General features: G+C 63.8%; 23 protein-coding genes. 8 read left to right on the forward strand and 15 right to left on the reverse strand.

The features are described from left to right. The first annotated feature begins 108 nt into the window (after window positions 1–108). Entirely contained in the window at window positions 109–1,131 is a 1,023-nt protein-coding gene (ilvC, locus tag PAF12_RS08685; RefSeq protein ID WP_368045135.1) for a ketol-acid reductoisomerase, read from the forward strand. A gap of 260 nt (window positions 1,132–1,391) precedes the next feature. Here the strand turns inward: ilvC and PAF12_RS08690 are convergent, their stop codons facing one another. The 3 genes from PAF12_RS08690 to dnaE form a co-directional block, all read right to left on the reverse strand. Further along, window positions 1,392–2,192 (reverse strand): DUF3800 domain-containing protein, encoded by an 801-nt coding sequence (locus tag PAF12_RS08690; RefSeq protein ID WP_271106546.1) that lies wholly within the window; start codon window positions 2,190–2,192, stop codon window positions 1,392–1,394. A 319-nt stretch (window positions 2,193–2,511) separates the two neighbouring features. Next, window positions 2,512–3,384 carry a glutathione-dependent disulfide-bond oxidoreductase gene (yghU, locus tag PAF12_RS08695; RefSeq protein ID WP_271106547.1) on the reverse strand — a complete coding sequence of 291 codons (873 nt, stop codon included), beginning with the start codon at window positions 3,382–3,384 and terminating at the stop codon, window positions 2,512–2,514. 103 nt (window positions 3,385–3,487) lie between these two features. After that, complete coding sequence (dnaE, locus tag PAF12_RS08700; protein WP_271106548.1) at window positions 3,488–6,955, reverse strand: DNA polymerase III subunit alpha; 3,468 nt, start codon at window positions 6,953–6,955, stop codon at window positions 3,488–3,490. A gap of 92 nt (window positions 6,956–7,047) precedes the next feature. Between dnaE and PAF12_RS08705 the strand changes: the two genes are divergently transcribed. From PAF12_RS08705 to nagA, 6 genes are all read left to right on the forward strand, one after another. Next, window positions 7,048–8,574, forward strand: a complete 1,527-nt coding sequence (locus tag PAF12_RS08705; protein WP_271106549.1) for an ABC transporter ATP-binding protein — start codon at window positions 7,048–7,050, stop codon at window positions 8,572–8,574. Further along, window positions 8,561–9,637 (forward strand): ABC transporter permease, encoded by a 1,077-nt coding sequence (locus PAF12_RS08710; protein WP_271106550.1) that lies wholly within the window; start codon window positions 8,561–8,563, stop codon window positions 9,635–9,637. Before PAF12_RS08705 ends, PAF12_RS08710 begins: the two co-directional genes overlap by 14 nt. Then, entirely contained in the window at window positions 9,634–10,506 is an 873-nt protein-coding gene (locus PAF12_RS08715; RefSeq protein WP_271106551.1) for an ABC transporter permease, read from the forward strand. The genes PAF12_RS08710 and PAF12_RS08715 overlap by 4 nt, the downstream gene beginning before the upstream one ends. Before the next feature lie 33 nt (window positions 10,507–10,539). Continuing rightward, window positions 10,540–11,616 carry a BMP family ABC transporter substrate-binding protein gene (locus tag PAF12_RS08720; RefSeq protein WP_271106552.1) on the forward strand — a complete coding sequence of 359 codons (1,077 nt, stop codon included), beginning with the start codon at window positions 10,540–10,542 and terminating at the stop codon, window positions 11,614–11,616. A gap of 126 nt (window positions 11,617–11,742) precedes the next feature. Beyond that, window positions 11,743–12,591: a BadF/BadG/BcrA/BcrD ATPase family protein gene (locus PAF12_RS08725; protein WP_271106553.1), complete on the forward strand. Its 849-nt coding sequence runs from the start codon at window positions 11,743–11,745 to the stop codon at window positions 12,589–12,591. 28 nt (window positions 12,592–12,619) lie between these two features. Continuing rightward, entirely contained in the window at window positions 12,620–13,759 is a 1,140-nt protein-coding gene (nagA, locus tag PAF12_RS08730) for an N-acetylglucosamine-6-phosphate deacetylase (RefSeq protein WP_271106554.1), read from the forward strand. Between the two features lie 24 nt (window positions 13,760–13,783). On the opposite strand, the gene PAF12_RS08735 is transcribed toward nagA, so the two are convergent. From PAF12_RS08735 to phnG, 8 genes are read right to left on the reverse strand one after another with little or no spacing between them, the layout of a single operon-like run. Beyond that, window positions 13,784–14,914 (reverse strand): alpha-D-ribose 1-methylphosphonate 5-triphosphate diphosphatase, encoded by a 1,131-nt coding sequence (locus tag PAF12_RS08735; RefSeq protein WP_271106555.1) that lies wholly within the window; start codon window positions 14,912–14,914, stop codon window positions 13,784–13,786. Continuing rightward, complete coding sequence (gene phnN / locus PAF12_RS08740) at window positions 14,911–15,438, reverse strand: phosphonate metabolism protein/1,5-bisphosphokinase (PRPP-forming) PhnN (RefSeq protein WP_271106556.1); 528 nt, start codon at window positions 15,436–15,438, stop codon at window positions 14,911–14,913. Before phnN ends, PAF12_RS08735 begins: the two co-directional genes overlap by 4 nt. Next, window positions 15,435–16,118, reverse strand: coding sequence for a phosphonate C-P lyase system protein PhnL (gene phnL / locus PAF12_RS08745; RefSeq protein WP_271106557.1), 684 nt, complete (start codon window positions 16,116–16,118; stop codon window positions 15,435–15,437). Before phnL ends, phnN begins: the two co-directional genes overlap by 4 nt. Window positions 16,119–16,120: 2 nt before the next feature. Continuing rightward, window positions 16,121–16,930: a phosphonate C-P lyase system protein PhnK gene (phnK, locus tag PAF12_RS08750; protein WP_271106558.1), complete on the reverse strand. Its 810-nt coding sequence runs from the start codon at window positions 16,928–16,930 to the stop codon at window positions 16,121–16,123. After that, entirely contained in the window at window positions 16,927–17,769 is an 843-nt protein-coding gene (locus tag PAF12_RS08755) for an alpha-D-ribose 1-methylphosphonate 5-phosphate C-P-lyase PhnJ (protein ID WP_271106559.1), read from the reverse strand. The genes phnK and PAF12_RS08755 overlap by 4 nt, the downstream gene beginning before the upstream one ends. After that, window positions 17,766–18,848, reverse strand: coding sequence for a carbon-phosphorus lyase complex subunit PhnI (locus tag PAF12_RS08760; protein ID WP_271109679.1), 1,083 nt, complete (start codon window positions 18,846–18,848; stop codon window positions 17,766–17,768). Before PAF12_RS08760 ends, PAF12_RS08755 begins: the two co-directional genes overlap by 4 nt. Further along, entirely contained in the window at window positions 18,848–19,405 is a 558-nt protein-coding gene (gene phnH / locus PAF12_RS08765) for a phosphonate C-P lyase system protein PhnH (protein WP_271106560.1), read from the reverse strand. Before phnH ends, PAF12_RS08760 begins: the two co-directional genes overlap by 1 nt. Continuing rightward, window positions 19,402–19,860: a phosphonate C-P lyase system protein PhnG gene (phnG, locus tag PAF12_RS08770; protein ID WP_271106561.1), complete on the reverse strand. Its 459-nt coding sequence runs from the start codon at window positions 19,858–19,860 to the stop codon at window positions 19,402–19,404. Before phnG ends, phnH begins: the two co-directional genes overlap by 4 nt. Window positions 19,861–19,937: 77 nt before the next feature. On the opposite strand from phnG, the gene phnF reads away from it, so the two are divergent. Next, complete coding sequence (gene phnF / locus PAF12_RS08775; RefSeq protein WP_271106562.1) at window positions 19,938–20,642, forward strand: phosphonate metabolism transcriptional regulator PhnF; 705 nt, start codon at window positions 19,938–19,940, stop codon at window positions 20,640–20,642. Here phnF and PAF12_RS08780 read toward each other — a convergent pair. Genes PAF12_RS08780 through phnE (PAF12_RS08795) form a run of 4 tightly spaced genes read right to left on the reverse strand, consistent with a single transcriptional unit; the run spans window position 20,630 to window position 24,078 of the window. Next, window positions 20,630–21,247 carry a chloramphenicol acetyltransferase gene (locus tag PAF12_RS08780; protein WP_271106563.1) on the reverse strand — a complete coding sequence of 206 codons (618 nt, stop codon included), beginning with the start codon at window positions 21,245–21,247 and terminating at the stop codon, window positions 20,630–20,632. The genes phnF and PAF12_RS08780 overlap by 13 nt on opposite strands. Then, window positions 21,247–21,897, reverse strand: a complete 651-nt coding sequence (locus tag PAF12_RS08785; RefSeq protein WP_271106564.1) for an SDR family NAD(P)-dependent oxidoreductase — start codon at window positions 21,895–21,897, stop codon at window positions 21,247–21,249. The genes PAF12_RS08780 and PAF12_RS08785 overlap by 1 nt, the downstream gene beginning before the upstream one ends. A 4-nt stretch (window positions 21,898–21,901) precedes the next feature. Further along, window positions 21,902–23,221, reverse strand: coding sequence for a phosphonate ABC transporter, permease protein PhnE (phnE, locus tag PAF12_RS08790; RefSeq protein ID WP_271106565.1), 1,320 nt, complete (start codon window positions 23,219–23,221; stop codon window positions 21,902–21,904). Next, window positions 23,221–24,078, reverse strand: a complete 858-nt coding sequence (gene phnE, locus PAF12_RS08795; protein ID WP_271106566.1) for a phosphonate ABC transporter, permease protein PhnE — start codon at window positions 24,076–24,078, stop codon at window positions 23,221–23,223. The genes phnE (PAF12_RS08790) and phnE (PAF12_RS08795) overlap by 1 nt, the downstream gene beginning before the upstream one ends. Between the last annotated feature and the right edge of the window lie 26 nt (window positions 24,079–24,104).

The raw sequence follows: 24,104 nt of genomic DNA on the forward strand, positions 1-24,104 counted from the left end.
TATGGGCATGATTATTTCGATATGAAACATAATTTCGCGAAAATTGCACTGATTACCAGCGGTAATTTCCGTATCAACACTGCCAGACAACATGAAAGGACCGCTGATATGCGCGTTTACTACGACCGCGATTGCGACGTTAACCTCATCAAGGACAAAAAGATCGCCATTCTCGGCTATGGCTCGCAGGGCCACGCCCACGCGCTGAACCTGCGCGATTCCGGTGCCAAGAATGTCGCCGTGGCGCTGCGCGACGGCTCGCCGTCGAAAGCCAAGGCCCAGGGCGAAGGCCTGCAGGTGATGGGCATTGCCGAGGCCGCCGCATGGGCCGACCTGATCATGTTCACCATGCCCGACGAATTGCAGGCCGAAACCTACAAGAAATACGTCCATGACAATCTGCGCGAAGGTGCGGCGATTGCCTTTGCCCACGGCCTGAACGTGCATTTCGGCCTGATCGAGCCGAAGCCCGGCGTCGATGTCATTATGATGGCCCCGAAAGGCCCCGGCCACACCGTGCGCGGCGAATATGTCAAAGGCGGCGGCGTCCCCTGCCTCGTCGCGGTGCATAACGACGCCACCGGCAAGGCGATGGATCTGGGCCTGTCCTATTGCTCCGCCATCGGCGGCGGTCGCTCGGGCATCATCGAGACCAATTTCCGTCAGGAATGCGAAACCGACCTGTTCGGCGAACAGGCAGTCCTGTGCGGCGGTCTGGTCGAACTGATCCGCTGCGGTTTCGAAACGCTGGTCGAAGCCGGTTACGAACCGGAAATGGCCTATTTCGAGTGTCTCCACGAGGTCAAGCTGATCGTCGACCTGATCTATGAGGGCGGCATCGCAAACATGAACTACTCGATCTCCAACACGGCCGAATATGGCGAATATGTCTCCGGCCCGCGCGTCCTGCCTTACGAGGAAACCAAGCGCCGCATGAAAGAGGTCCTGACCGACATCCAGACCGGCAAATTCGTCCGCGACTTCATGCAGGAAAACGCCGTCGGCCAGCCGAGCTTCAAGGCAACCCGCCGGATCAACGACGAACACCAGATCGAGCAGGTCGGCGAGAAGCTGCGCGAGATGATGCCGTGGATTTCCAAGGGCAAGATGGTGGATAAGGCGCGGAACTGAGCTTCGCGTTTAAGGGAATAAGGAAAGCCGGGGCGTATCGCGTCCCGGCCTTTTAGTTGCCCACGACGAGTTAGCCTTTTTTTAACGGCGGGTCCGAGGGACAATGCGGTCGTTCGGTTTAGCACTCAACCGATGAGACAAACGCCATCGAGACGGCTCAGGCTGTTCTTGAATGTTTCACGATTTAGGACTATGTAGGGGGAAGTAATGGGATGGTCTAACCGTCCGTTCAAAGGCGAGCCTGGGCTCGCCTTTGAATTTTACAGACCCTCGTGAAACACGTCATATTTGCCAATTTCACAGGTCGTTCCCGAGCAAAAATGCAGTTTTTCAAGCAGTACCTTGATGGCGCGTTGATCGGTCTGTGACCGTTGGCCAGTTGCATGTAAGTAGTGGTTTCCAATCGGCCGGGCTGTGAGATCGGCGATCTGAAGACCCGACGAGTTGCTTTTCTTGTCCATCAATTCAAGGCGAAAGTTCGAATAGTTACGGGTTACGACAGGAGCCAACAGTGATCCTTGTACCGACACCTGCTTATAGGCTTTGCTGAGAGCGGCATCATCATCGCGCCCACGGGCTTCAAACACGATGTGCAGCTGCTTCGCCAATTCGTCCGGGTCGTGGATTTTCAGATAGGTCTCGATCTGACGGAACCCCCTTGAAAGAGAGATATGATATGGATCGTAAGACTTATGCCACTCGGGCACTTTAGGCTTGTCGATCACAACGCAGAAACAGCGAAACTGCGCGTCGGACATGAGTTGCGTCAGCTCTTCCATAAAGACGCGCTTGCGATCACCTTGCAGCCATTCGTATTTCGAGCGAACGGCGGGATCTCTAATCTTGTCAGATTTACGCAGATCGCGTTCATGCAGAACAATGTTGTCGCAGCCCCAATATTTGAATTTCAAACGGTTGAAACGCGGGATCAGCTCATCAATGTAGTGATCTTTCTCGAACATGCAGTAGTTGAGGCAGAGCAATGGATACTCTGGTGCAGCTGTCCAGTTGGAATGGCCGCTCTCGTCAACATAGACGACATATTTGCTGAACTCTGACATCGATCACAATCTACGCCATTTTATCTAATGGTACGAATAGCTATCCACTCGGTCCAACATTGTCCAATTCGTCTAATCCAGTTGAACGGTCGCTATGGGCTCGAAACGGACGTCACCTCCAACATCCCCAGCCCGGGACAAGGCGCCCTGCGCCGCCGGGCAAGCGTCTGCCCGTCCCGGCGGGCTGGCGCTTGGGTGACATCGGCGCTGCAGATCCACGAGAAAATGCGGGCGGCGCGATAAAGTGCATCGCACCGCCCTTGCAGCGCCATCCCACGGGCAGGCGCTTGCCCTCGTGTTGCGCTTCCGCAGTGCGCCGCTACTCCGCCGCCTCGACCTTATCCTGCGTCTTGGTCTCGAAATCAGACGCATCGTGGCGCTCCCACAACTGCCCCGACGGATCGCCGGAGGTGCGGTTGACCATCATGCCGCGCTGCACGGCGGGGCGTGCGGCGAGTTCGTTGTTCCAGCGGAGCACGTTTTCATAGCTCGCGCCTTGCAGGAAGGTCACCGCATCGCCATAGACACCGCCGGTGGTCAGGCGGCCATACCACGGGAAAATCGCCATATCGGCAATCGAATATTCATCGCCCGCCATGTAGCGATTTTCGGCCAGATGCTTGTCCAGCACATCAAGCTGACGCTTGGTTTCCATCGTGTAGCGGTCGATGGCGTATCGGATCTTTTCCGGGGCGTAGTGGTAGAAATGCCCGAAGCCGCCGCCGACGAAGGGGGCGGAGCCCATTTGCCAGAACAGCCAGTTCAGCGCCTCGGTCCGCGCGGCGGGGTCGGAGGGCAGGAATTCGCCGAATTTCTCCGCCAGATAGAGCAGGATGGAGCCGGATTCAAACACCCGCCGTGGCGGGTTCACCGAGTGATCCATCATCGCCGGGATCTTGGAATTCGGGTTAACCGACACGAAGCCGCTGCCGAACTGATCGCCCTCGCCGATGTCGATCAGCCATGCGTCGTATTCGGCACCGCTGTGACCCCTGGCCAGCAATTCCTCCAGCATGATCGTGACTTTCTGGCCGTTCGGCGTGGCCAGAGAATAAAGCTGGATCGGGTGTTTGCCGACCGGGCTTTGCTTGTCATGGGTGGCACCGGATACGGGCCGGTTGATATTGGCGAACTTGCCGCCATTGCCGGGTTCCCAAGTCCAGATCTTCGGCGGGGTATAGTCTTCGGTCATAGCGCGTCCTGTCCCTTTGGAATGATATGCCTGTGCGGAAACTGTGTTCCCCGGCGCTGAAATTCAACCTCGGTTCCGGCGCGGATATGTGGCGTGCGGCGCGCTATTGCTCGATCACGTCCAGAACGCCGGGCACGACGCGAAGGCGCTGGCGCGCAGCGGGACCGACGGGGGCGCGATCCGCGACCTCCACATCATAGGCCTGATCGCTTTCATGGATGCGCAGGATCAGCTTGCCGCGCCGGCCCCGATCCGCGTCCAGACCGGCCAGCGTGTCCTGAAGCCCTCCGAAATCCATTGCGTCGCTGACCTCCAGCACCAGCTCCGCCGGGCCGACATTGGCAATCGCCTGTTCCAGAGGCACGATGGAGCGGGCCAGCATCTTGACCTCATCCCCCTGCGGTTCGACCTGCACCTGCATGACGACATTGCTGCCGGGTTCGAGATGGTCGCGGCTCGCCTCCAATTGCTCCGAGAAAACGACCGCCTCGTAAAGCCCCGTAGGGTCCGAAGCCGCGACGAATGCAAAGCGCTTGCCACTGCTAGCTGATTTCCTCTCCTGCCGGCTGGAGACGGTCCCGGCGATATAGGTGACCAGCGGGCCGGAGGCGGCGGCGGCCTTGATCTCCGTCAGCGTGTTGACCTCGATCCGGCGCAGGGCGGGCAGGTAGTCGTCAATCGGATGGCCGGACAGGTAAAACCCGATCGCCTGATGTTCCTGCCCCAGCTTTTCGGATGGCAGCCAGACCTGCGCCAGCACCGGGCGCGGCGGCGGCAGATCCTCGCCCCCGCCAAACAGGGATGACTGGTTCGACGCCGCCTGATCATGGCTGGCCCCGGAAAACGCCACCAGCCCGTCCAGGCTCGCCATCACCCGGGCGCGGTTGTCGTCCAGGAGATCGAAGGCCCCGGCCCGCGCCATCATTTCCAGCGCGCGCTTGCCGACACGGCGCAGATCGACACGGCGGGCAAAATCGACCAGATCGGCGAAGGGTTCATTTCCACGCGCCTCGATAATGCCACGCATTGCCTCGACACCTACACCCTTCAGCGCACCGAGCGCGTAGTGGATGCGGCCTTCGCTGACGGTAAAGGTCGCGCCCGAGCGGTTGACACAGGGCGGCACCACCTCAATCTCCATCCGGTCGAGTTCGCGCTTATAGACGGCCAGCTTCTCCGTCAGGTGAATATCGCAGTTCATCACCCCGGCCATGAACTCAACCGGGTGGTTCGCCTTCAGCCAAGCGGTTTGATAACTGACCACGGCATAGGCCGCTGCGTGGGATTTGTTGAAGCCGTAATTGGCGAATTTCTCCAGAAGATCGAAGACTTCTCCGGCCTTCTTTTCTTCGACACCGTTTTCGACGCTGCCCTTGATGAATTTCGGGCGTTCCTTCGCCATCTCCTCGGCGATCTTCTTGCCCATGGCGCGGCGCAGCAGGTCCGCGCCGCCAAGGGAGTACCCCGCCATGACCTGCGCGATCTGCATCACCTGTTCCTGATAGACGATGATGCCCTGCGTTTCCTCAAGGATATGGTCGATGGATGGGTGAAGCGGTTCAAGATCGCGCTGCCCGTTCTTCACCTCGCAATAGGTCGGGATGTTTTCCATCGGGCCGGGACGGTAGAGCGCCACAAGCGCCACAATATCCTCGATACAGGTCGGCTTCATCCGCCTGAGCGCGTCCATCATGCCCGAGCTTTCAACCTGAAACACGGCCACGGTGCGGGCAGAGGCGAACAGGTCGTAGCTTGCCTTGTCATCCAGCGGGATGGCGTTGATTTGATTGTCCGCGCCCTCGGGCGGGTCGTAAAGCTGGCGACCGTCGGCGGCGATATGCAGGGGCCTGCCACCATTATTGATCAGGTCCACGGCGTTCTGAATGACGGTCAGGGTTTTCAGGCCCAGAAAGTCGAATTTCACCAGCCCGGCCTGTTCGACCCATTTCATATTGAACTGCGTCGCGGGCATCTCTGACGCCGGATCGCGGTAGAGCGGGACAAGCTGATCCAGCGGGCGATCCCCGATCACCACCCCGGCGGCGTGGGTGGAGGCGTTGCGATACAGCCCCTCCACCTTGGCGGCATAATCCAGCAGGCGGGCCACGACCTCCTCCTTGTCGCGGATCTCGCGCAGGCGGGGTTCCTCGGCAATGGCCTTGGTGACGCTGACGGGCTTGACGCCCTCGACCGGGATCATCTTCGACAGCCGGTCCACCTGACCGAAGGGCAGTTGCAGCACCCGGCCCACATCGCGCACGGCAGCCTTCGACAGCAGCGCACCGAAGGTGATGATCTGGCCGACCTTCTCCGCGCCGTATTTATCCTGAACGTAGCGGATCACCTCTTCGCGGCGGTCCATGCAGAAGTCGATGTCGAAATCGGGCATGGAGACCCGCTCCGGGTTCAGGAAGCGTTCGAACAGCAGGTTGTAACGCAGCGGATCGAGATCGGTGATGGTCAGCGAATAAGCCACCAGAGACCCGGCGCCAGACCCCCTGCCCGGCCCGACCGGAATATCGTGATCCTTGGCCCATTTGATGAAATCGGCAACGATCAGGAAATAGCCGGGAAAGCCCATCTCTTCGATGATACCCAGCTCGAAATCCAGCCGCTTGTGATATTCCTCGACGCTGACGGCATGGGGGATGAGTTTCAGCCGCTCCTCCAGCCCCTCTTTCGCCTGACGGCGCAGCTCCTCGACCTCGTCATCGGCAAAGCGGGGCAGGATCGGCTTGTGACGGCTGACGGCGAAGGCGCAGCGGCGGGCAATCTCGACGGTGTTCTCGATCGCCTCGGGCAGATCGGCAAACAGGACCGCCATTTCCTCCGCGCTTTTGAAATCGTGGTTCGGGGTCAGGCGGCGGCGGGGCTGGGACTGGTCGACATAGGCGCGCTCGGCAATGCAGATCAGCGCGTCATGCGCCTCATACATCTCGGGTTTGGGGAAATAGACATCATTCGTCGCGACGAGCGGCAGTTCCAGCATATAGGCGAGACGGATGAAACCGTCCTCGGTCGCGGCCTCCGCCGCCATCAGCCTGCCGGATTCGTCCTTGTGCCGGGTCAGTTCGATATAAAGCCGGTTGCCGAATGCGTCCTTCAACCGGCGCAGCAGCGCCTCCGCCCCTGCCGGATCGCCCGACTGGATCAGCTTGCCGACCGCGCCTTCCGCGCCCCCGGTCAGCAGGATCAGGCCGTCCGCGCGCTCGGTCAGTTCTTCCTCGGTGACATGCAAGGGCGCCCCGCCCCGGCGCAGATACATGGCGGAGGACAGCGCCATCAGGTTCAGCCAGCCCTGCCGGTTCTGGGCGAGCGCCACGACCGGGCCGTAGTGATCGCCGACACGCAGCGTCCACTGGCAACCGATGATCGGCTGCACCCCCTCGCCCGCCGCCTTGACGCTGAACTCAAGCGCCGCGAACATCGCGTTCGTATCGGTCAGCGCAACCGCCGGCATCCCGGCATCCTTGGCAAGCTCGATCAGTTTCTTGACGGGGACCGCGCCTTCCAGCAACGAATGCTCGGAATGGGTGCGAAGGTGAATGAATCGGGGCTGATTTTCCGGCATGAGGCGAAGCTAAGTCGTGCTGACTGAAAGCGCAATTGCCCGTCGCGGCTTAATCTGCGTAAATCAGGGCCAAGAACAACAGGAACTGCAACTTGACCGAGACTGCCATTTTCCGCGCCGAGGGGTTGAGCAAGACCTATCCCGGCGTGAAGGCCAATGACGAGATCAGCTTTGCGATCCGGGCGGGCGATATTCACGCGCTTCTGGGGGAGAACGGGGCGGGCAAATCGACTCTGGTCAAGATGATCTATGGTCTGGTGCGGCCCGATGCCGGGCGGATGGTGCTCGCGGGTCAGGATTTTGCCCCCGCCGATCCACATGCCGCGCGCATGGCGGGCGTGGGCATGGTGTTCCAGCATTTCAGCCTGTTCGACGCAATGACCGTGGCGGAGAACATCTCGCTTGGCCTCGACAACCCGCCAAAGCGGCGGGAACTGGCGGAACAGATCACACGGCTCAGCCAGGATTACGGCCTGCCGCTGAACCCGCATCGCCGGGTGGCCGATCTGTCGGCGGGTGAGCGTCAGCGGGTGGAGATCATCCGGGCGCTTCTGGGTCACCCACGGCTGCTGATCATGGATGAACCCACCAGCGTGCTGACCCCGCAGGAGGCGGAGATCCTGTTTGCCACGCTGCGCAAGCTGGCCGATGGCGGCACCTCGATCCTTTATATCAGTCATAAGCTCGAAGAGATCCGCAGCCATTGCGACCGGGCCACGATCCTGCGTGGCGGGCTGGTGGTGGACAGTTGCAACCCCCGCGATCATTCGGCGCGCGAATTGGCGGCGATGATGGTCGGCGGGGAGATGCGCGACATCGACCGGTCAGGCCGCAGTCCGGGGGAGGTGCTGCTGAAGGTCCGCGATCTGAGCATGGACGCGCCGGACCCGGATTCGACCTCGCTCAAGAACCTGTCGCTGGAGGTGCGGGCGGGCGAGGTGCTGGCGATTGGTGGCGTGGCCGGGAACGGGCAGGAGGAGCTGCTGGCGGCACTGTCGGGGGAGATGCGCTCACCCGCAGGAACCGTCACGCTGGACGGGCACGACCTGTCGCGGCGAGGGCCAAATCATCGCCGCGAAGCCGGTCTGCTCGCCGCGCCGGAGGACCGGCTGGGCCATGCCGCCGTGCCAGGGTTTTCGCTGACCGATAACGCCATCCTGACGGCAGCGACCCGGCAGGAACTGGCACCGGGCGGAATGATACGGCGCGCCGATGCCCGCGCCTATACGCAGAAGGTGATCGCAGAATTCGACGTCCGCACGCCGGGGCCGGAGACGGCGGCGAGGGCGCTTTCCGGCGGCAATCTGCAAAAATTCGTCATCGGGCGCGAGGTGATGCAAAATCCGCGCGTTCTGGTGGTCAACCAGCCGACATGGGGCGTCGATGCCGGTGCCGCTGCCGCGATCCGTCAGGCGCTGCTCGATCTCGCGGCATCCGGGGCGGGGGTCATCGTCATCAGTCAGGATCTGGAGGAGTTGCTGGAACTCGGCGATCGTTTCTGCGCCCTGAACGAGGGGCGGCTGTCCGATCCGCGCCCGACCGATGGGCTGAGCCTTGAGGAGATCGGCCTAATGCTCGGCGGCGCACATGGGATGGAGGCGGCGCATGTGGCAGCTTGAACCCCGTGCCGACACACCGCTGATCTGGCAACTGACGACGCCGATCCTCGCCGTGATCGCCACCATGATTACCGGCGGCATTCTGTTCGGGCTGATGGGCTATGACCCGCTCGGCGCGATCCGCACGATCTTCTGGGATCCGCTATTCGGTGCCTCGGCCAGCTATTCGCGCCCGCAATTGCTGGTCAAGGCCGCACCACTGATCCTGATCGCCTCCGGCCTTGCGGTCGGGTTCCGCGCCGGGATCTGGAATATCGGGGCGGAAGGTCAGTACATCATCGGCGGCATCACCGGCGCTGCCGTGGCGCTCGCCGCCTATCCGGCAGAGGGCTGGTGGATATTTCCGGCCATGGTGATGGCAGGTGCGCTAGGTGGCTGGGCATGGGGGATGATCCCGGCCATGCTGCGCAACTGGTTCGGGGCTTCGGAAATCCTCGTCTCGCTGATGCTGGTCTATGTCGCGGAACGGATCGCGGCATGGATGGCCTTCGGCCCGATGCGCAACCCGGAGGGGTTCGGCATGCCCGGATCGCGCAACCTCGCGCAATACCCCGCCGCCGCCAACCCGGAGATGATCCCCGGCACCGGCATTCACTGGGGCGTCATCGCCGCCGCCGTCGCCGTGCTGGCGATCTGGGTGCTGATGTCGCGCCATATAAGGGGCCTGCATATCCGCGCCGCTGGCGAAGCGCCGCGCGCGGCGAGATTTGCGGGCGTCAAACCCTCGGCGCTCGTCGCCTTCTGCCTTGGCCTGTCAGGCGCGCTCGCCGGGATGGCCGGGCTGTTCGAGGCATCGGGCCCCGCCGGTCAGATCACCGACAGTTTCGGATCGGGCTACGGATTTACCGCGATCATCGTGGCGTTTCTGGGCCGTCTGCACCCGGTCGGCATCGTGCTGGGCGGGCTGCTGATGGCCCTGACCTATATCGGCGGGGACATCGCGCAGATGATCATGCAGCTTCCATTTGCCACCGTGCAGGTCTTTCAGGGCATGATGCTGTTCTATCTGCTCGCCTTCGACCTGCTGACGCGCTATCGCATCCGGCGGAGGGTGGCGGCATGATCGACCTGAGCGTGCTTATCGTGATGATCCTCTCCGCCGCGACGCCGATCCTGTTTGCGGCGCTTGGCGAGTTGATCGTGGAGCGGTCCGGGGTTCTCAATCTCGGCGTTGAGGGGATGATGATTACCGGCGCGCTTGCCGGGTTCGCCGCCGCCCATGCAACCGGCAGCCCCGCTTTCGGGTTTGCGATGGCGGCACTTGGCGGGGCGGCGCTTTCACTGATCTTCGGGGTGCTGACCCAGTTTCTGCTGACCAATCAGGTCGCATCCGGTCTTGCCCTGACGCTGTTCGGGCTGGGGCTGACGGCGCTGTTCGGCAAACCCTATGAGGGGGTCAAGGCACCCTCCATGACGGCCGGACCGCTGGGCATTCACTGGATTGTCTGGCTGGGGCTGGTGATGGTGGTGGCGATCTGGTGGTTCCTGAATCGCAGCAGCGCCGGTCTGGTGCTGCGCGGCGTGGGCGAGAACCACCATGCGGCGCACGCGCTTGGCCATAAGGTCCGGCTGGTGCGGCTGGCGGCAATCGGCTTTGGCGGGGCCATGGCCGGGATCGGCGGGGCCTATATCTCCATCGCGACGGTGCTGCAATGGACCGAGGGGATGACGGCGGGCGCTGGCTGGATCGCGCTCGCACTTGTGGTGTTCTCCGGCTGGCGCGCCATCGGGGTGCTGGCGGGCGCATGGCTGTTCGGTGGTGTCACGGTGCTGCAACTCCGGCTTCAGGCGGCAGGGGTCAATGTGCCCGTGCAGCTTCTGGCAATGGCCCCCTATCTTGCGACGATCATCGCGCTCGTTATCATATCGGCCCGACGTCGCGGCAGCGCCGCGCCGGGATCGCTCGGCCAGATTTTCCACGCAACCAGTTAAGACAGACTGCACGACAACAGAGAGGTACGACCCATGCTGCGCAGAACTTTCCTAGCAACCGCCGCCACGCTGACCGCGCTGAGCGCCCTGCCCGCGCTCGCCCAGGACGAGCCGCTGAAGGTCGGCTTCATCTATGTCGGCCCGGTCGGCGATGGCGGCTGGACCTATCAGCACGATCAGGGGCGTCAGGCGCTGGAGGCCGAATATGGCGACCGGATCGAGACGACTTATATCGAAAGCGTGCCGGAAGGCGCGGATGCCGAGCGGGCGCTGACCCAGCTTGCACTGGCTGGCAATGACATCATCTTCGCCACCAGCTTCGGCTTTATGGACGCCACCATTGCCGTTGCGGAGAAATTCCCCGACATCAAGTTCGAGCACGCCACCGGCTACAAGCGCGCCGACAATGTCGCGACCTATGATGCCCGTTTCTACGAAGGCCGCGCCGTGATGGGCACGATTGCCGGGATGATGACGGAATCGAACACCATCGGCTATATCGGCTCCTTCCCGATCCCGGAGGTCATTCAGGGCATCAACTCCAGCTATATCCACGCCAAGAAGGTGAACCCGGACGTAGAGATGCGCGTGGTCTGGGCCTATAGCTGGTTCGACCCCGCGAAAGAGGCCGAGGCCGCGGCGGCACTGATCGCGGAAGGTGTGGACGTGATCCTGCAACATACCGATTCCACAGCCCCACTCGCCAAGGCGCAGGAGGCCGGTGCCATCGGCTTCGGTCAGGCCAGCGACATGGCGGCGTTCAAGCCGAGCCCGCGGGTGTCGTCGATCATCGACAACTGGGCGCCCTATTACATCGAACGGGTCGGCGCGGTTCTGGATGGCACATGGGAATCGAAAGGCACCTGGGCCGGTATCGCCGAAGGCGAGGTGGAGATCGGAGAAATCACCGAGGCCGTTCCCGCCGAGGTCCGCGACGCCGCACTCGCGGTCAAGGACAGCATCGCCTCGGGCGAATATCACCCGTTCACCGGGCCGCTGAACAAGGCGGATGGCTCCGTCTGGCTGGCGGAAGGCGAAACCGCCAGTGACGAGGATCTGGCGCAGATGAATTTCTACGTCGAAGGCATCGACGCCGAAATCCCGCAGTAAACTGCGGCGGCGAACCATTCCGGCGGGGCCGTTCGCGGCCCCGTTTTTCGTTCAATCACCGGGAACCGGGTGAGTATCGCTTCCCTCCCCGCCCGATTTTGATATCTGGGACCGAGGAGGCAGAAGATGCAGTATGTCCTTGGGGTCGATGGTGGCGGCAGCGGCTGCCGCGCCGCACTTGCCACGGCGGGTGGCGAGGTTCTGGGCCGTGGCGAGGGCGGGCCGGCGAATATCAACACCGATACCGAGGCGGCGGCTGACAGTATCATGACAGCAATGCGGCAGGCTCTGGCAGGTCATGACCTTCGCCCGGAGGCGCTTTGCGCCGTGCTGGGCCTTGCCGGTGGCGAGATGACCGGGGCAGCTGCGCGGTTGATATCCCGCCTGCCCTTTACGCGCGTGCAGATCGTCAATGACGCCGTGACCTCCGCCCGTGGGGCGCTTGGGGAGATGGACGGTATTCTGGCGGCAATCGGCACCGGCTCCGTCTACGCAGAGCAGCGCGGCGGCCAAATCCGACAGCGCGGCGGACGCGGGTTTCTGCTGGGCGATGACGCCAGCGGCGCGGTCATGGGGCGCGAATTGCTGCACGAGACGCTGCGCGGATATGACGGTTTCACCGAACTGACCCCGCTCATGGAGGATATGCTCCGCGAATTGGGCGGGTTCGAGGGGATCATCGAATTCGGCAATACCGCCCGCCCCGCCGATTTCGCGGTTTTTGCACGCCGCATCGTCGGATCGGACGACCCGGCGGCGCGGCGGATTTTCGACAAGGCGACGGATCATGTCCGCGATTGCCTGCAAAAAATCCAGAACGGCGCGGCGATGCCGGTCGTGTTTACCGGCGGCCTCGGCCCGTTCTATGCTGAGAGGCTTGCCGATGAATGGCCCGTCCGGCCCGCGCTTGGCGGCAGTCTCGACGGGGCGGTCAGCATGGCGGCGGAGATGCTGGCTGCGGGGCAAGGCGCGTGATGTCAACGCAGGAACACCGGGGGATCGGATGACACAGGTTCTGAGCGCTGACAGCATATTCGACGGGCAGAGCTTTCTGACCGGCCACGCCATCGTCATGGAGGGGGCGCGGATCGCGGCGATCCTGCCCATTGCCGAAGCCGGACCCGCCGACATTCACCAGGACGGCATTATCGCGCCGGGTTTCCTTGACCTTCAGGTCAATGGTGGTGGCGGGCGGATGGTCGATGGACAGACCGACCTCGCCACGCTGCGCCATATCTGCGCCACGCATCGAGGGCTGGGCTGCGCGGGCGTGCTGCCGACGCTCATCACCGACACTCCAGAGGCGACGGCGCAGGTCATCGCTGCCGGGATCGCGGCGGCAGAGGACGAAACGCCCGGCTTCCTAGGCCTGCATCTGGAAGGCCCGCATCTGGACCCGAGGCGCAAGGGGGCGCACGATCCGGCGCTGATCCGGCCCATGGATGACGCCGACCTGCACCGCCTGTGCGACGCGGCCCAAGCCCTACCGGTGCTGATGGTCACGCTCGCGCCAGAGGCCGTGACGCCCCAGCAGATCGCGGCGCTGTCGGGGGCGGGGGCGGTCGTCAGCCTCGGCCACAGCGATTGCAGCTACGAGGCCGCGCAGGCCGCGTTTGCCGCCGGGGCGCGCGCGGCCACGCATCTTTTCAACGCCATGAGCCAGATGGGCCATCGCAGCCCCGGTCTCGCCGGGGCGGTTCTGGCGGGTGACGCGCCACATGCCGGGCTGATCGCGGATGGTATCCATGTCCATCCGGCGGCGATGAAGGCCGCACTTGCGGCGCGGACGGAGGGGATATTCCTCGTCACCGACTGCATGGCTTTTGCCGGGTCGGATGCCACGGAAATGAGGCTGAACGACAGGCTGATCCGGCGCGAGAACGGGCGGCTGACGCTTGCAGATGGAACACTGGCCGGGGCCGATCTGCGGATGGATCGGGCCATTTCGGTGGTGGTGGAGGATGTCGGGACCGACCCGGCCCGCGCCCTTGCAATGGCAACGTCAGAGCCAGCGAGGGCCATCGGGCTGGACGGTCTTGGACGGCTCAAACCCGGTCTCAGCCCGGTGCCGGTGCTGCTGGATCACCGGTTTTCCCTGCGGGGGATCTGGTCGGGGGAGGGTTGGCAGTCACCGCTGGCCTGAGCGATCCCTGCCCCGCCAAGCCGCCTAGCCGACCTGTCGCCCCTTGCACCAGACGCCGCGCACATGCGGGGTCTGGCCGGTCGGTCTCAGCCGCACCAGATCGGCCCGCAGCCCCTCGCCAATGCGCCCGCGATCCGTCAGCCCGGTCGCATCGGCAGGCGTCGCCGTCACCGTCGCAATCGCCCTTGGCAGATCGTCCCAGATATCCGCCAGACGAAACGCCGCCATCAGCAGACTGGAAGGGATATAGTCGGAGGACAGAATATCCAGAAGATCGGCGCGGGCGAGTTCCTCTGCCGCGACATTGCCGGAATGGCTGCCGCCCCGGATCAGGTTCGGCGCGCCCATGATGACCTTGATCCCGGCGGCATGGCTGGCCCGCGCGGCCTCCACCGTGGTCGGAAACTCCGCCAGTTGCACGCCATGCGTGGCGCTGACGCCGACCTGCTCCGCCGTGGTGTCGTCATGGCTGGCCAGCGTCGCGCTCAGCTTTTGCGCGATGCGCACCGCCTCATGTTCATGCCGGTCACCGATCCGGGCGCGCAGCTCCATCAGCCGCGCGACATGCGCCTCGAACTGGGCGTCGCTGAGACCGTGCTTGCCCTTTTCGTATTCCTCCAGCTTCGTGATGTCGCGGAATTGCCGCTGCCCCGGCGTGTGATCCATCAGGCTGACGAGGCGGACGCGATGATCCTCGCCAAACGCCTCCATCTCCTCGACCAGGGTTTCAGAGCAGATCTCGGCCCGCAGATGGATGAAATGACTGATCCGGGTCGCCTGCCGCGCGGTCAGCCCGTTGATCTCGTTCACCAGAGCAAGCGCATAGGGCGCATAGCCCTTGGACGACCCGTAGATAGAGCCGACCCGAAGCGCGTCGAACACCGTGGTGATCCCGACGGAGGCAAGCTCGCCATCATGGGCCAGAATGGCGGTCTCATGGGGCCAGTCCACCTGCGGGCGCGGCCGCATATGGCGTTCGAGATTGTCGGTGTGCAGCTCGATCAGCCCCGGAATGACCAGATCGCCGCCGCAATCGACGGCACCGGGGGGAACATTCTCGCCCTCCGTCATCTCAGCGATCATCTCGCCTTCAAAACGAAGCGCGCCGCGCATGACGCGGTCGGGCAGGACGAGATCGGCATTCGCGAGTATCATGATGAAAGCTCCTGAACGGCGGCGATGAATGCGGCTTCGGCATCCGCCAATGCGCCGGAATTGTCGATGGTAATAACGGGCAGACCCGCTGCGTCGAATTCAGCCTCACGGGCAATGCGGGCGGCGATGTCCTCGGCTGTTTCGCGTCCGCGTTCGGCCAGCCTCGCGGCCAGCACCTCCGGCGCGGCGGTGACATGGATCACGGCCAGACCGGGCAGCGCCTGCGCCGCCTCCGGCAGCACCCGGCGCGACAGGTTGACCAGCCAGACCCCCTGCCCCTGCATCTGCGGCACGCCGTAGCGCAGACCATGCGCATCCCAGTTCAGCACGAAGTCGCCAGCGGCCTGACGGCGGGCGAATTCGGCCTCGGTGACGCCCTCGAAATCCTCCCCGCCTGCATCCTCAGGCCGGGTGATGGCGCGCCGCAGCAAACAGATCTCAGGCAGCGCCGATGCGGCGGCGCGCATCAGCGTGTCCTTGCCCGCCCCGGACGGGCCGACGACAGCGATCCGGCGCGCCCTCATGCAGCGCGGTCCGGCGTGAACACGGTCACATCCACCTGCCGGTCGCACAGCCGGTCGCGCGCGTCCTCGTCGTGGAAAATCCCCAGCACCGCAGCGCCCCGTCCCTTGGCCTCTTCGATCAGGCGCAGTACGGTTTCGCGGTTGGCGGCGTCCAGACTCGCGGTCGGCTCATCCAGCAGCAGCGCCGGATAGGGATGAACGAAGCCGCGCGCGATATTCACCCGCTGCTGTTCACCGCCGGAAAAGGTCGTCGGCGACAGCGACCACAGCCGTTCCCCGATCTTCAGCCGGGTCAAGAGATCGCGCGCCCGCGCCTCTGCCTCATCCACGGGAACACCAAGCGCCAGCAAGGGCTCGGCCACCACGGTCAGCGTCGGCACCCGCGGCACCACGCGCAGGAACTGGCTGACATAGCCGAGCGTATCGCGGCGCAGCGCAATGATCGCACGCGGCTCCGCGCCCGAGACCTCGGTGCCTGCAACCCGGATCGTGCCATGATCGGTGCGGTAATTGCCCCAGATCATCCGCATCAGCGTCGATTTGCCCGACCCCGACGCCCCGGTCAGGGCCACACATTCGCCGGGCGCGACCGTCAGCGACGCGCCCTCCATCACCCTGAGAACCGTGCCGCCCTGATTATGCAGGGTGAATTCTTTCGCCACATCTTTCGCTTCGATCATTGTCACACCTGCAATACGGAGGAGACCAGCAGCTGCGTATAGCCATGCTGCGGATCGTCAAGTACCTGATCGGTCAGCCCGGTTTCCACCACCCGGCCATCCTTCATCACCATCAGCCGGTCGGCAAGCAGCCGGACCACGGCCAGATCATGCGTCACCAGCACCGCCGACAGCCCCATATCGCGCACCAGCCCGCGCAGCAGGTCCAGAAGCCGCGCCTGCACGCTGACATCCAGCCCGCCCGTGGGTTCGTCCATGAAGGCCAGCTTCGGGCCGCTGACGAGGTTGCGCGCGATCTGCAGACGCTGCTGCATCCCGCCGGAGAATTGCGAGGGGCGGTCGTCGATCCGGCCCCGGTCGATCTCCACCCGCTCCAGCCAGTCCTCGGCGGTTGCACGAATGCGGCCATAATGCCGCGCGCCCGTCGCCATCAGCCGCTCACCGACATTGCCGCCGGCACTGACCCCCATGCGCAGCCCGTCGCGGGCATGCTGGTGGACGAAAGCCCATTCGGTACGGCCCAGCAGACGGCGGTCGGGTTCGGACATGGTCACCGTATCGACCGGCCCGCGCTCGGTGCGGAAGATCACCTGGCCTTCATCGGGACGCAATTGCCCCGACAGGCAGCCGAGCAGCGTGGATTTGCCCGAACCGCTTTCACCGACGATCCCCATCACCTCCCCCGGCCAGAGATCAAAGCCGACATCCGCGCAGCCGATCCGCGCGCCGTAGCGCTTGGTGATCCCGCGCACCGACAGCAGCGGTCCGTCGACCGGCACCGTCGGCGTCATTTGTGCTTCAGCGATATTCATGCCGCACCTTCCTGCACCCGGCTGGCGCAATAATCCGTATCCGAACAGACGAACATCCGCCCCCCTGCATCATCGGTGATGACCTCATCGAGATAGCTGTCCGACGCCCCACAGATCGCGCAGTCATGATCGGCCTTGCTCGCCACAAAGGGATGATCCTCGAAATCGAGGCTCACAACCGTGGTGTAGGGCGGCACGGCATAGATGCGCTGCTCCCGCCCGGCACCGAAAAGCTGGATCGCCGGGCAATCATTCATCTTCGGATTGTCGAATTTCGGGATCGGGGACGGGTCCATGACATAACGCCCCGCGACCTCGACCGGGTAGGCATAGCTGGTCGCGATTTCGCCGTGACGCGCGATGTCCTCATACAGCCGGACCTGCATCAGCCCGTAATCGGCCAACGCGTGGATGCGGCGGGTTTCCGTCTCGCGCGGCTCAAGAAACCGCATCGGCTCCGGGATCGGTACCTGATAGACGAGGATCTGATCCTCGGTCAGCGGCGTCTCCGGGATACGGTGGCGGGTCTGGATCACCGTCGCCTCCGTCGTCCGTTCGGTCGTCGCGACACCGGCGGTCCGCTGGAAGAACTTGCGGATGCTGACGGCGTTCGTGGTGTCGTCAGCGCCCTGATCGATGACCTTCAGCGTGTCCCCCGGCAACAGCGTCGCCGCCGTCACCTGCACCCCGCCGGTCCCCCAGCCATAGGGCATCGGCATCTCACGGCTCGCAAACGGCACCTGATAGCCGGGAACGGCGATGCCCTTCAGGATCGCGCGGCGGATCATCCGCTTCGTGTCCTCGTCCAGATAGGCGAAATTATAGGCCTGATCGGTCATTCCGCAGCCTCCTGCTCTGCGCCCGCCCGCAGACGCCGGACCAGCTCCAGCTCGGCCTGGAAATCGACGTAATGCGGCAGCTTGATATGTTCGAGGAACCCGGTTGCCTGAATATTGTCGCAATGCGACAGCACGAATTCCTGATCCTGCGCCGGCGCGCCCTGATTATCCTCACCCAATTCTTCCCAGCGAAGCGCCCGGTCGACCAAAGCCATGGAGATCGCCTTGCGCTCCGTCTGGCCGAAGCTGAGACCGTAGCCGCGCGTGAATTGCGCCGGTTCGGTTTTCGAGCCCTTGAACTGGTTCACCGTCTCGCATTCGGTCAGCTCGACCTCGCCCAGTTCGATGGCAAAACCCAGTTCGGGAATATCGACCTCGACCGAAACCACACCGATCCGCAATTCCCCGACAAAGGCGTGGTTGCGGGCATAGCCGCGCTGCGTGGAATAGGCGAGGCCCAGCAGGAAGCCTTCGTCCCCGCGTGCGAGGGCTTGCAGCCGCAAAGGACGGTCTGCGGGCAGTTCCATCGGCTCGCGCGTCAGATCGGGCGGGGTGGTGTCGTCCCGTGCCGCTTCCTCGATCAGGCCGTCGCGGTTCAGGAAGGACAGGATATGCGGCACCTCAGGCTGCTCCGCCCCGTCAGTGGCGTTTTCACCGGCGGGCAGTTCACCATCCGCCATCAGCCGGAAATCCAGCAGGCGGTGCGTATAGTCAAAAGTCGGCCCGAGGATCTGGCCGCCCGGCGCATCCTTGAACGTGGCGCTGACCCGGCGTTTCACCAGCATCTGCGCGGTATCGACCGGCTCCGACGCACCGAAGCGCGGCAAGGTGGTGCGATAGGCGCGGATCAGAAAGACCGCCTCGATCATATCTCCACGCGCCTGCTTCATCGCCAGCGCGGCAAGGTCGGGATCATAAAGCGAGCCCTCCGCCATCACCCGCGCCACCCCGACGGCAAGCTGTTCGCGGATCTGCGCGGTATCAAGCGCCGGCAGATCGTCCGGCCCGCGACGGGCGCGTTCCAGCCAGTCATGGGCGGCGTCAATCGCGCGCTCGCCCCCTTTTACGGCGACATACATCAGGAAATCTCCGTCGATCTGGGCAGAGCGGCGATGCGAGTGCCGCCGCAGAAAATCGCGTCCCATCCCAGCGGGAAGCGGGCATGGTTGGCGACGAACGCCTCCCGCTCCGGCAGGGCGAGATCTGCTGTGTCCTTGATCCCCGGCCCGCGAAGCGTGGCGGGAGCGGCGTCGAAATCATGGCCGTCGACGATCAGCGTCGCGGCACGGTCGGGATACTCCGGCGTGCCGATGGCGAAGCGATCCAGCGGCATCAGCGAGGCCCAGTCGCCAAGCGCGAATTCGGCCTCTCCCGCATCGACCAGTGGCGCGCCGCAGTGGAAGGCCAGCCATTGCCGCATATCCGCATTGTCGTGGCTCGCGGCCAGATGCAGTTTCGTGGTGCGGTCCACCAGTGTCAGCAGCACAGCGGCAGCGGCATCTGACAGCGGGGCGGGGCCGTGATGACCCGCAACCTCAGCAATCTCGCCCGGCCGGGCCATGACGTTCAGAATGCCGCGAAACGCGGTCGCAGCCTGAACCGGCGGATCGGTGAAACCTCCGGACAGATCGGTCATTCGTCTTCCCCCCGGACCAGTGTGAAAAATTCAACCCGCGTCCTGGCCGCCTCCGTCGCGGTTGCGGCACGGCGGGCATTTTCCTCAGCCCGCAAGGGTGCGAGGATCGCGGTCTCGACCTCATCGGCATCGTCCTGCAACATTGCATCGACGAGCGCGGCATTGCGGGCATGGGCCTTGTCGCGCCCCTGCACATATCCATGCCCGACCGTGCCGCTGCCGCTCAGCCGGACCGAGGCGCGGGTGACGGTCATCTCGCCCAGATTGAACGCAGCCCCCGTTCCCCCTGCCCGGCCCCGCACCATCACGGTCCCGATTTCCGGCGCGCGCAGATAATCATGCGCGGGCGGCTCTGTGATCAATTCGGCCAATCTCTTCGCCGGTGCGCGCGCGAGCAGTCCGAGCGCGGCTTTTCGAAATTCATCTGAAGATTCAGGTGACATTGTTCCTGCCATCCACTATACAACTAGACATGTGGTAACCCGAAACGGTGCCCCGAACAATCCGTTGAACCGTGAAATTTTGGTGACAGATGAGTCTATGGCAGAGCATTGCAGATACGCTGCGCGCCGAGATCGCGCGTGGCATGTGGCGTCCCGGCACAAGGCTGCCCCCCGAGGCAGAGCTTGCGGCCCGTTTTGGCGTGAATCGCCACACGTTGCGCCACGCAACGAAGGTGCTGGCTGACGAGGGCCTGTTGTATTCGCGCCGGGGTGCCGGGGTCTTCGTCTCCGCCGCACCTGTCGAGTACAAGCTGGGCGAGAAAGCGCAGTTTCACCGCAATATCGAGCTGGCGGGGCGTGTGCCGAACCGGCGGATCGATTCGGTCGTCACCCGAAGCTGTGACACAGCCGAGGCACAGGGGTTGCAGATCGCCGCAGGCGCGCCGGTGCATGTGGCGGAAGGCGTGGCCAGCGTAGATCATCGCCCGGTCGCGATCTTCCGCGCGGTTTTCCCCGCCGATATGCTGCCCGATCTGCCGAAAGTGCTGTCCGGCGAGGGCTCCATCACCCGTGCCCTCGCCCAGAGCGGGGTGCCCGAATACAAACGCGCCACGACCCGGCTGAAGGCGACGATTGCGGACGAGGCGCAGGCGGCACGGCTTCAGATCGATCCCGGCGGGCCGCTGCTGCGCACCGAGGCCGTCAATATCGCGAAAGGCCGCCCGGTCGAGCGCAGCATCGTCTGGTGGGCGAGCGAGCGGGTGACGATGGTGCTCGACAATCAGGATTCGTAACGGTCGAGGAACTCCGCCACGGGCAGGCTGCGGAAATCGGGCAGGGCCTGCCGCAGCCGCTGATGATCCCAGTCCCACCAACCAAGCCGCATCAGCCGTTCGCCAATGTCTTCGGTAAAGCGGCGGCGCAGCGGTTTCGCCGGGCAACCGGCGACGATCATCCAGTCCGGCACATCATGCGTGACCACGGCCCCTGCCGCGACGATGGCACCGTGGCCGATGCGCAGTTCCGGCTTGATGATGGCACCGTGGCCGATCCAGGTGTCATTCCCGATAGATGTCCGCCGCGCGGCGCGGGCGGCAAAGAAATCCGCATCCGCCTCGGCATCGTCCCAGTAATATTCGGAACGATAGATGAAATGATGCAGGCTGGCGGTGTGCATCGGGTGATCCGTCGGCCCGATCCGGGTCAGCGCGGCGATATTGGCGAATTTGCCGACCGTGGTATTGGCAATATCCGCCAGCCGGTCGCAATAGCTGTAATCGCCAAATTCGCTGTTCATGATCCGCGCGCCATCACCAACCTCGCAATAGCGGCCAAAGCTGGAAGCTTTCACCTGCGCGCTTTCGGGGATGAAGGGCGTATCTGCGGAGAGTTTCGGCATCAGAACTCCCGTTCGCTGCCATCATAGCGGAAGAACCGCCCGGTATCGGTGATGGTCATATCCGCCGCGAGGTCGAGGATGCCGTCCGCCACCTCCTCCGCCGAAAGATCGGCACCGTCGCCGCCCATATCGGTCTGCACCCAGCCCGGATCGACCAGCGCGACGGCGATGCCTTCGCCCTCAAGCCGCGTGGCGAGCCCCTGCATCACCTTGTTCAGCGCCGCCTTGGAGGCGCGATAGGCGATGCGGTCGGCCTTGCGATACCCCATCCACGCCATCTGGCTGGAGATGGAAATCACACGCCCGTTGCCTGCCTGCCGCAGATTTGGCAGGAACGCCTGCGCGACCGCCAGCGGGGCGAGCGTGTTGACCCGAAGCGTCTCGGCAAACCCGTCGAAATCCATATCCAGCGGGTCCTGCCGCTCCGGCCCGATAATGCCGGCATTGTTGATCAGAACATCGACCGGCCCGGTTTCGGCGGCAGCGGCGCGCAGCGCGTCACGGTCGGTCACATCCAGACAATGAACCGCCGCGCCTTCCGGCCCCTCGCCGCTGCGCAGTGTCACCGTCACCTGCCAGCCCCGTGACAGCGCCCGCGTGGCAAGCATCTGACCGATGCCACGACCGGCCCCCGTCACCAGAACATGCATCTCATCAACCCTTGATCAGCCTTCCGCGGACCTTACCGGAAACCCAATCCATCGCAATGACCAGCAGCACCACGAGCACGATGTAATAGGTCACATGCTCCCAATCTTTCTGGGTCTGGATCGCCTGCACCAGCAGCAGCCCGATTCCGCCGCCTGTGATCGCGCCGATGATGGTGGCGCTGCGGGTGTTGGATTCGAAGTAATAGAGAAGCTGCGACAGGATCACCGGCGCGATTTGCGGGAGCACGCCCCAGCGGATCCGAGGCGCCGCCGCGGCCCCGGTGGAGCGCAGCCCCTCGACCGGCTTGTCGTCGATATTCTCCAGCGCCTCGGAGAAGAGCTTGCCGAAGGTCCCGGTTTCGGTCAGCAGAATGGCAAGCGTGCCGGTCAGCGGGCCGGGACCGTAGGCGCGCGACAGCACGATGGTCCAGATCAGCGCATCCACGCCGCGCACGAAGTCGAAGACCCGCCGGAACACCTGCCTGACCAGCCGCGACGGCGCGAAATTCGACGCCGCCATGAAGGCCAGCGGCAAAGAGATCAGACCGGCCCCGAACGTCCCCAGAAACGCCATGAGCAGGGTTTCAAACATCGCCCAGGCGACATCGCCGTGATGCCAGACGCTGTTATTCCAGAAATCCTGCGCCATACCGCCGATATTGGAGCGCGTCGGATCCAGCCGCTCGCCACCGAAGGCGAGGCCGATCAGTTGCGGGAAGGATTTTCCGTAATACGGGCTGGACAGATCGAAGAAGAACAACTCCCACCCTGCCGAACGCCGGAAGATTTCTGTCCGGGAGCGGGTGACGGTCAGACGCCCGCCCGCTGGCAGATTTGCCATGAAGCGTTTGTCGGACAGGCTGACCCAGTCGGGCGGGTCGGTGATGTCTGTGGTGATGCCGTCGGCAGTCGGGCTGATGTTGAACACCTCGCCGTTCGCCTCCAGCGTCACCTCGCCACTGGCGGCGATCAGGACCGAGTTGCCGCGACGCAGGCTGATCTCCGCCCCGCCATCGGCCAGCGGCGTGACCCATTCAGGCTCCTGCCCCGGCGCATAGGTCGCGTTGCGCATCCCCTCAATCGCGGTGACGATTTCGCCATCCCCACGGCGGTTCTCGCGTGTCACATGGGTCTTGTAGGACCAGAAATCCTGAAGCAGCGTCGCGCCGTTTTCCCATCTCGCCCGGCTGGCAAGCCCGGCCAGATCAAAGGCAACCGCGACATAGATCAGATAGGCCAGCACCACAGCAGGTACAGCGAGCGAGAACACCCGGCGGCGGCCGAAACCGCGATGCACCTCTGCGCTGATATCAGTCACAGCCATCAGATGCGCCCCTCTGCCTTGCCACGGACCAGCCGTTCACGCGCGAAGCTGGACAGCTGGTCGAAAAACACAATGGTCAGGAACAGCAGGATGAAGATCGCGGCGGCAGCGTCATACTGCCCCTGCCCCCAGCTGATCGCATTGCGCAGCGCGTAGCCGATACCGCCCGCGCCGACAAAGCCCAGAATAGCGCTGGCACGGATATTGATTTCGAACCGCAGCATGGCGTAGCTGATCCAGTTCGGCCCGACCTGCGGCAGGACGCCGAACCACATCCGCTGCACCCAGCTTGCACCGACCGATTCCAGCCCTTCGACCGGCTTCGGGCTGGCGTTCTCCGCCACCTCCGAAAATAGCTTGCCAAGCGCGCCGACGGCATGAAACGCAATCGCCAGTGTCGCAGGCACCGGCCCGCCGCCGAGGACAAAGATGAACACAAGTGCGATGACCAGTTCCGGGATCGCGCGAGCAATGTCCAGCATCCGGCGGAACAGCGGCACAAGGCGCGGCCACGGCGCCAGCCCCGGCGTCGACAAAAGCGCCATGATCCCGCCGCCGATCACCCCGATCAGGGTCGCCACGGCAGCGATATTGATCGTCTCGATCAGGGCCGGAATATTCTCCAGCATCAGGCCCGGCAGATTGCCCGCCTTCTCGACCGCCTCCGACACCAGTTCAGCCGGGAAATCGAAGAATTTCGGCAAGCCGTCCCAGAACCCGCCCGCGTTCCGCTCATTCGCGAGACGGAAGCCGGAGATCATCAGAAGCGCGAAAATCGCCCAGAGCAAGCCGCTATAAAGCCGCTTGCGGCTCGCGGCGGCGCGATATTCTTCGGAAATCTGCGCGATATCGGTCATGGAATATCCAAAAGAAAAACGGCGCG

It is taken from the genome of Paracoccus sp. SCSIO 75233 (assembly GCF_027912675.1).
Lineage (GTDB): Bacteria > Pseudomonadota > Alphaproteobacteria > Rhodobacterales > Rhodobacteraceae > Paracoccus.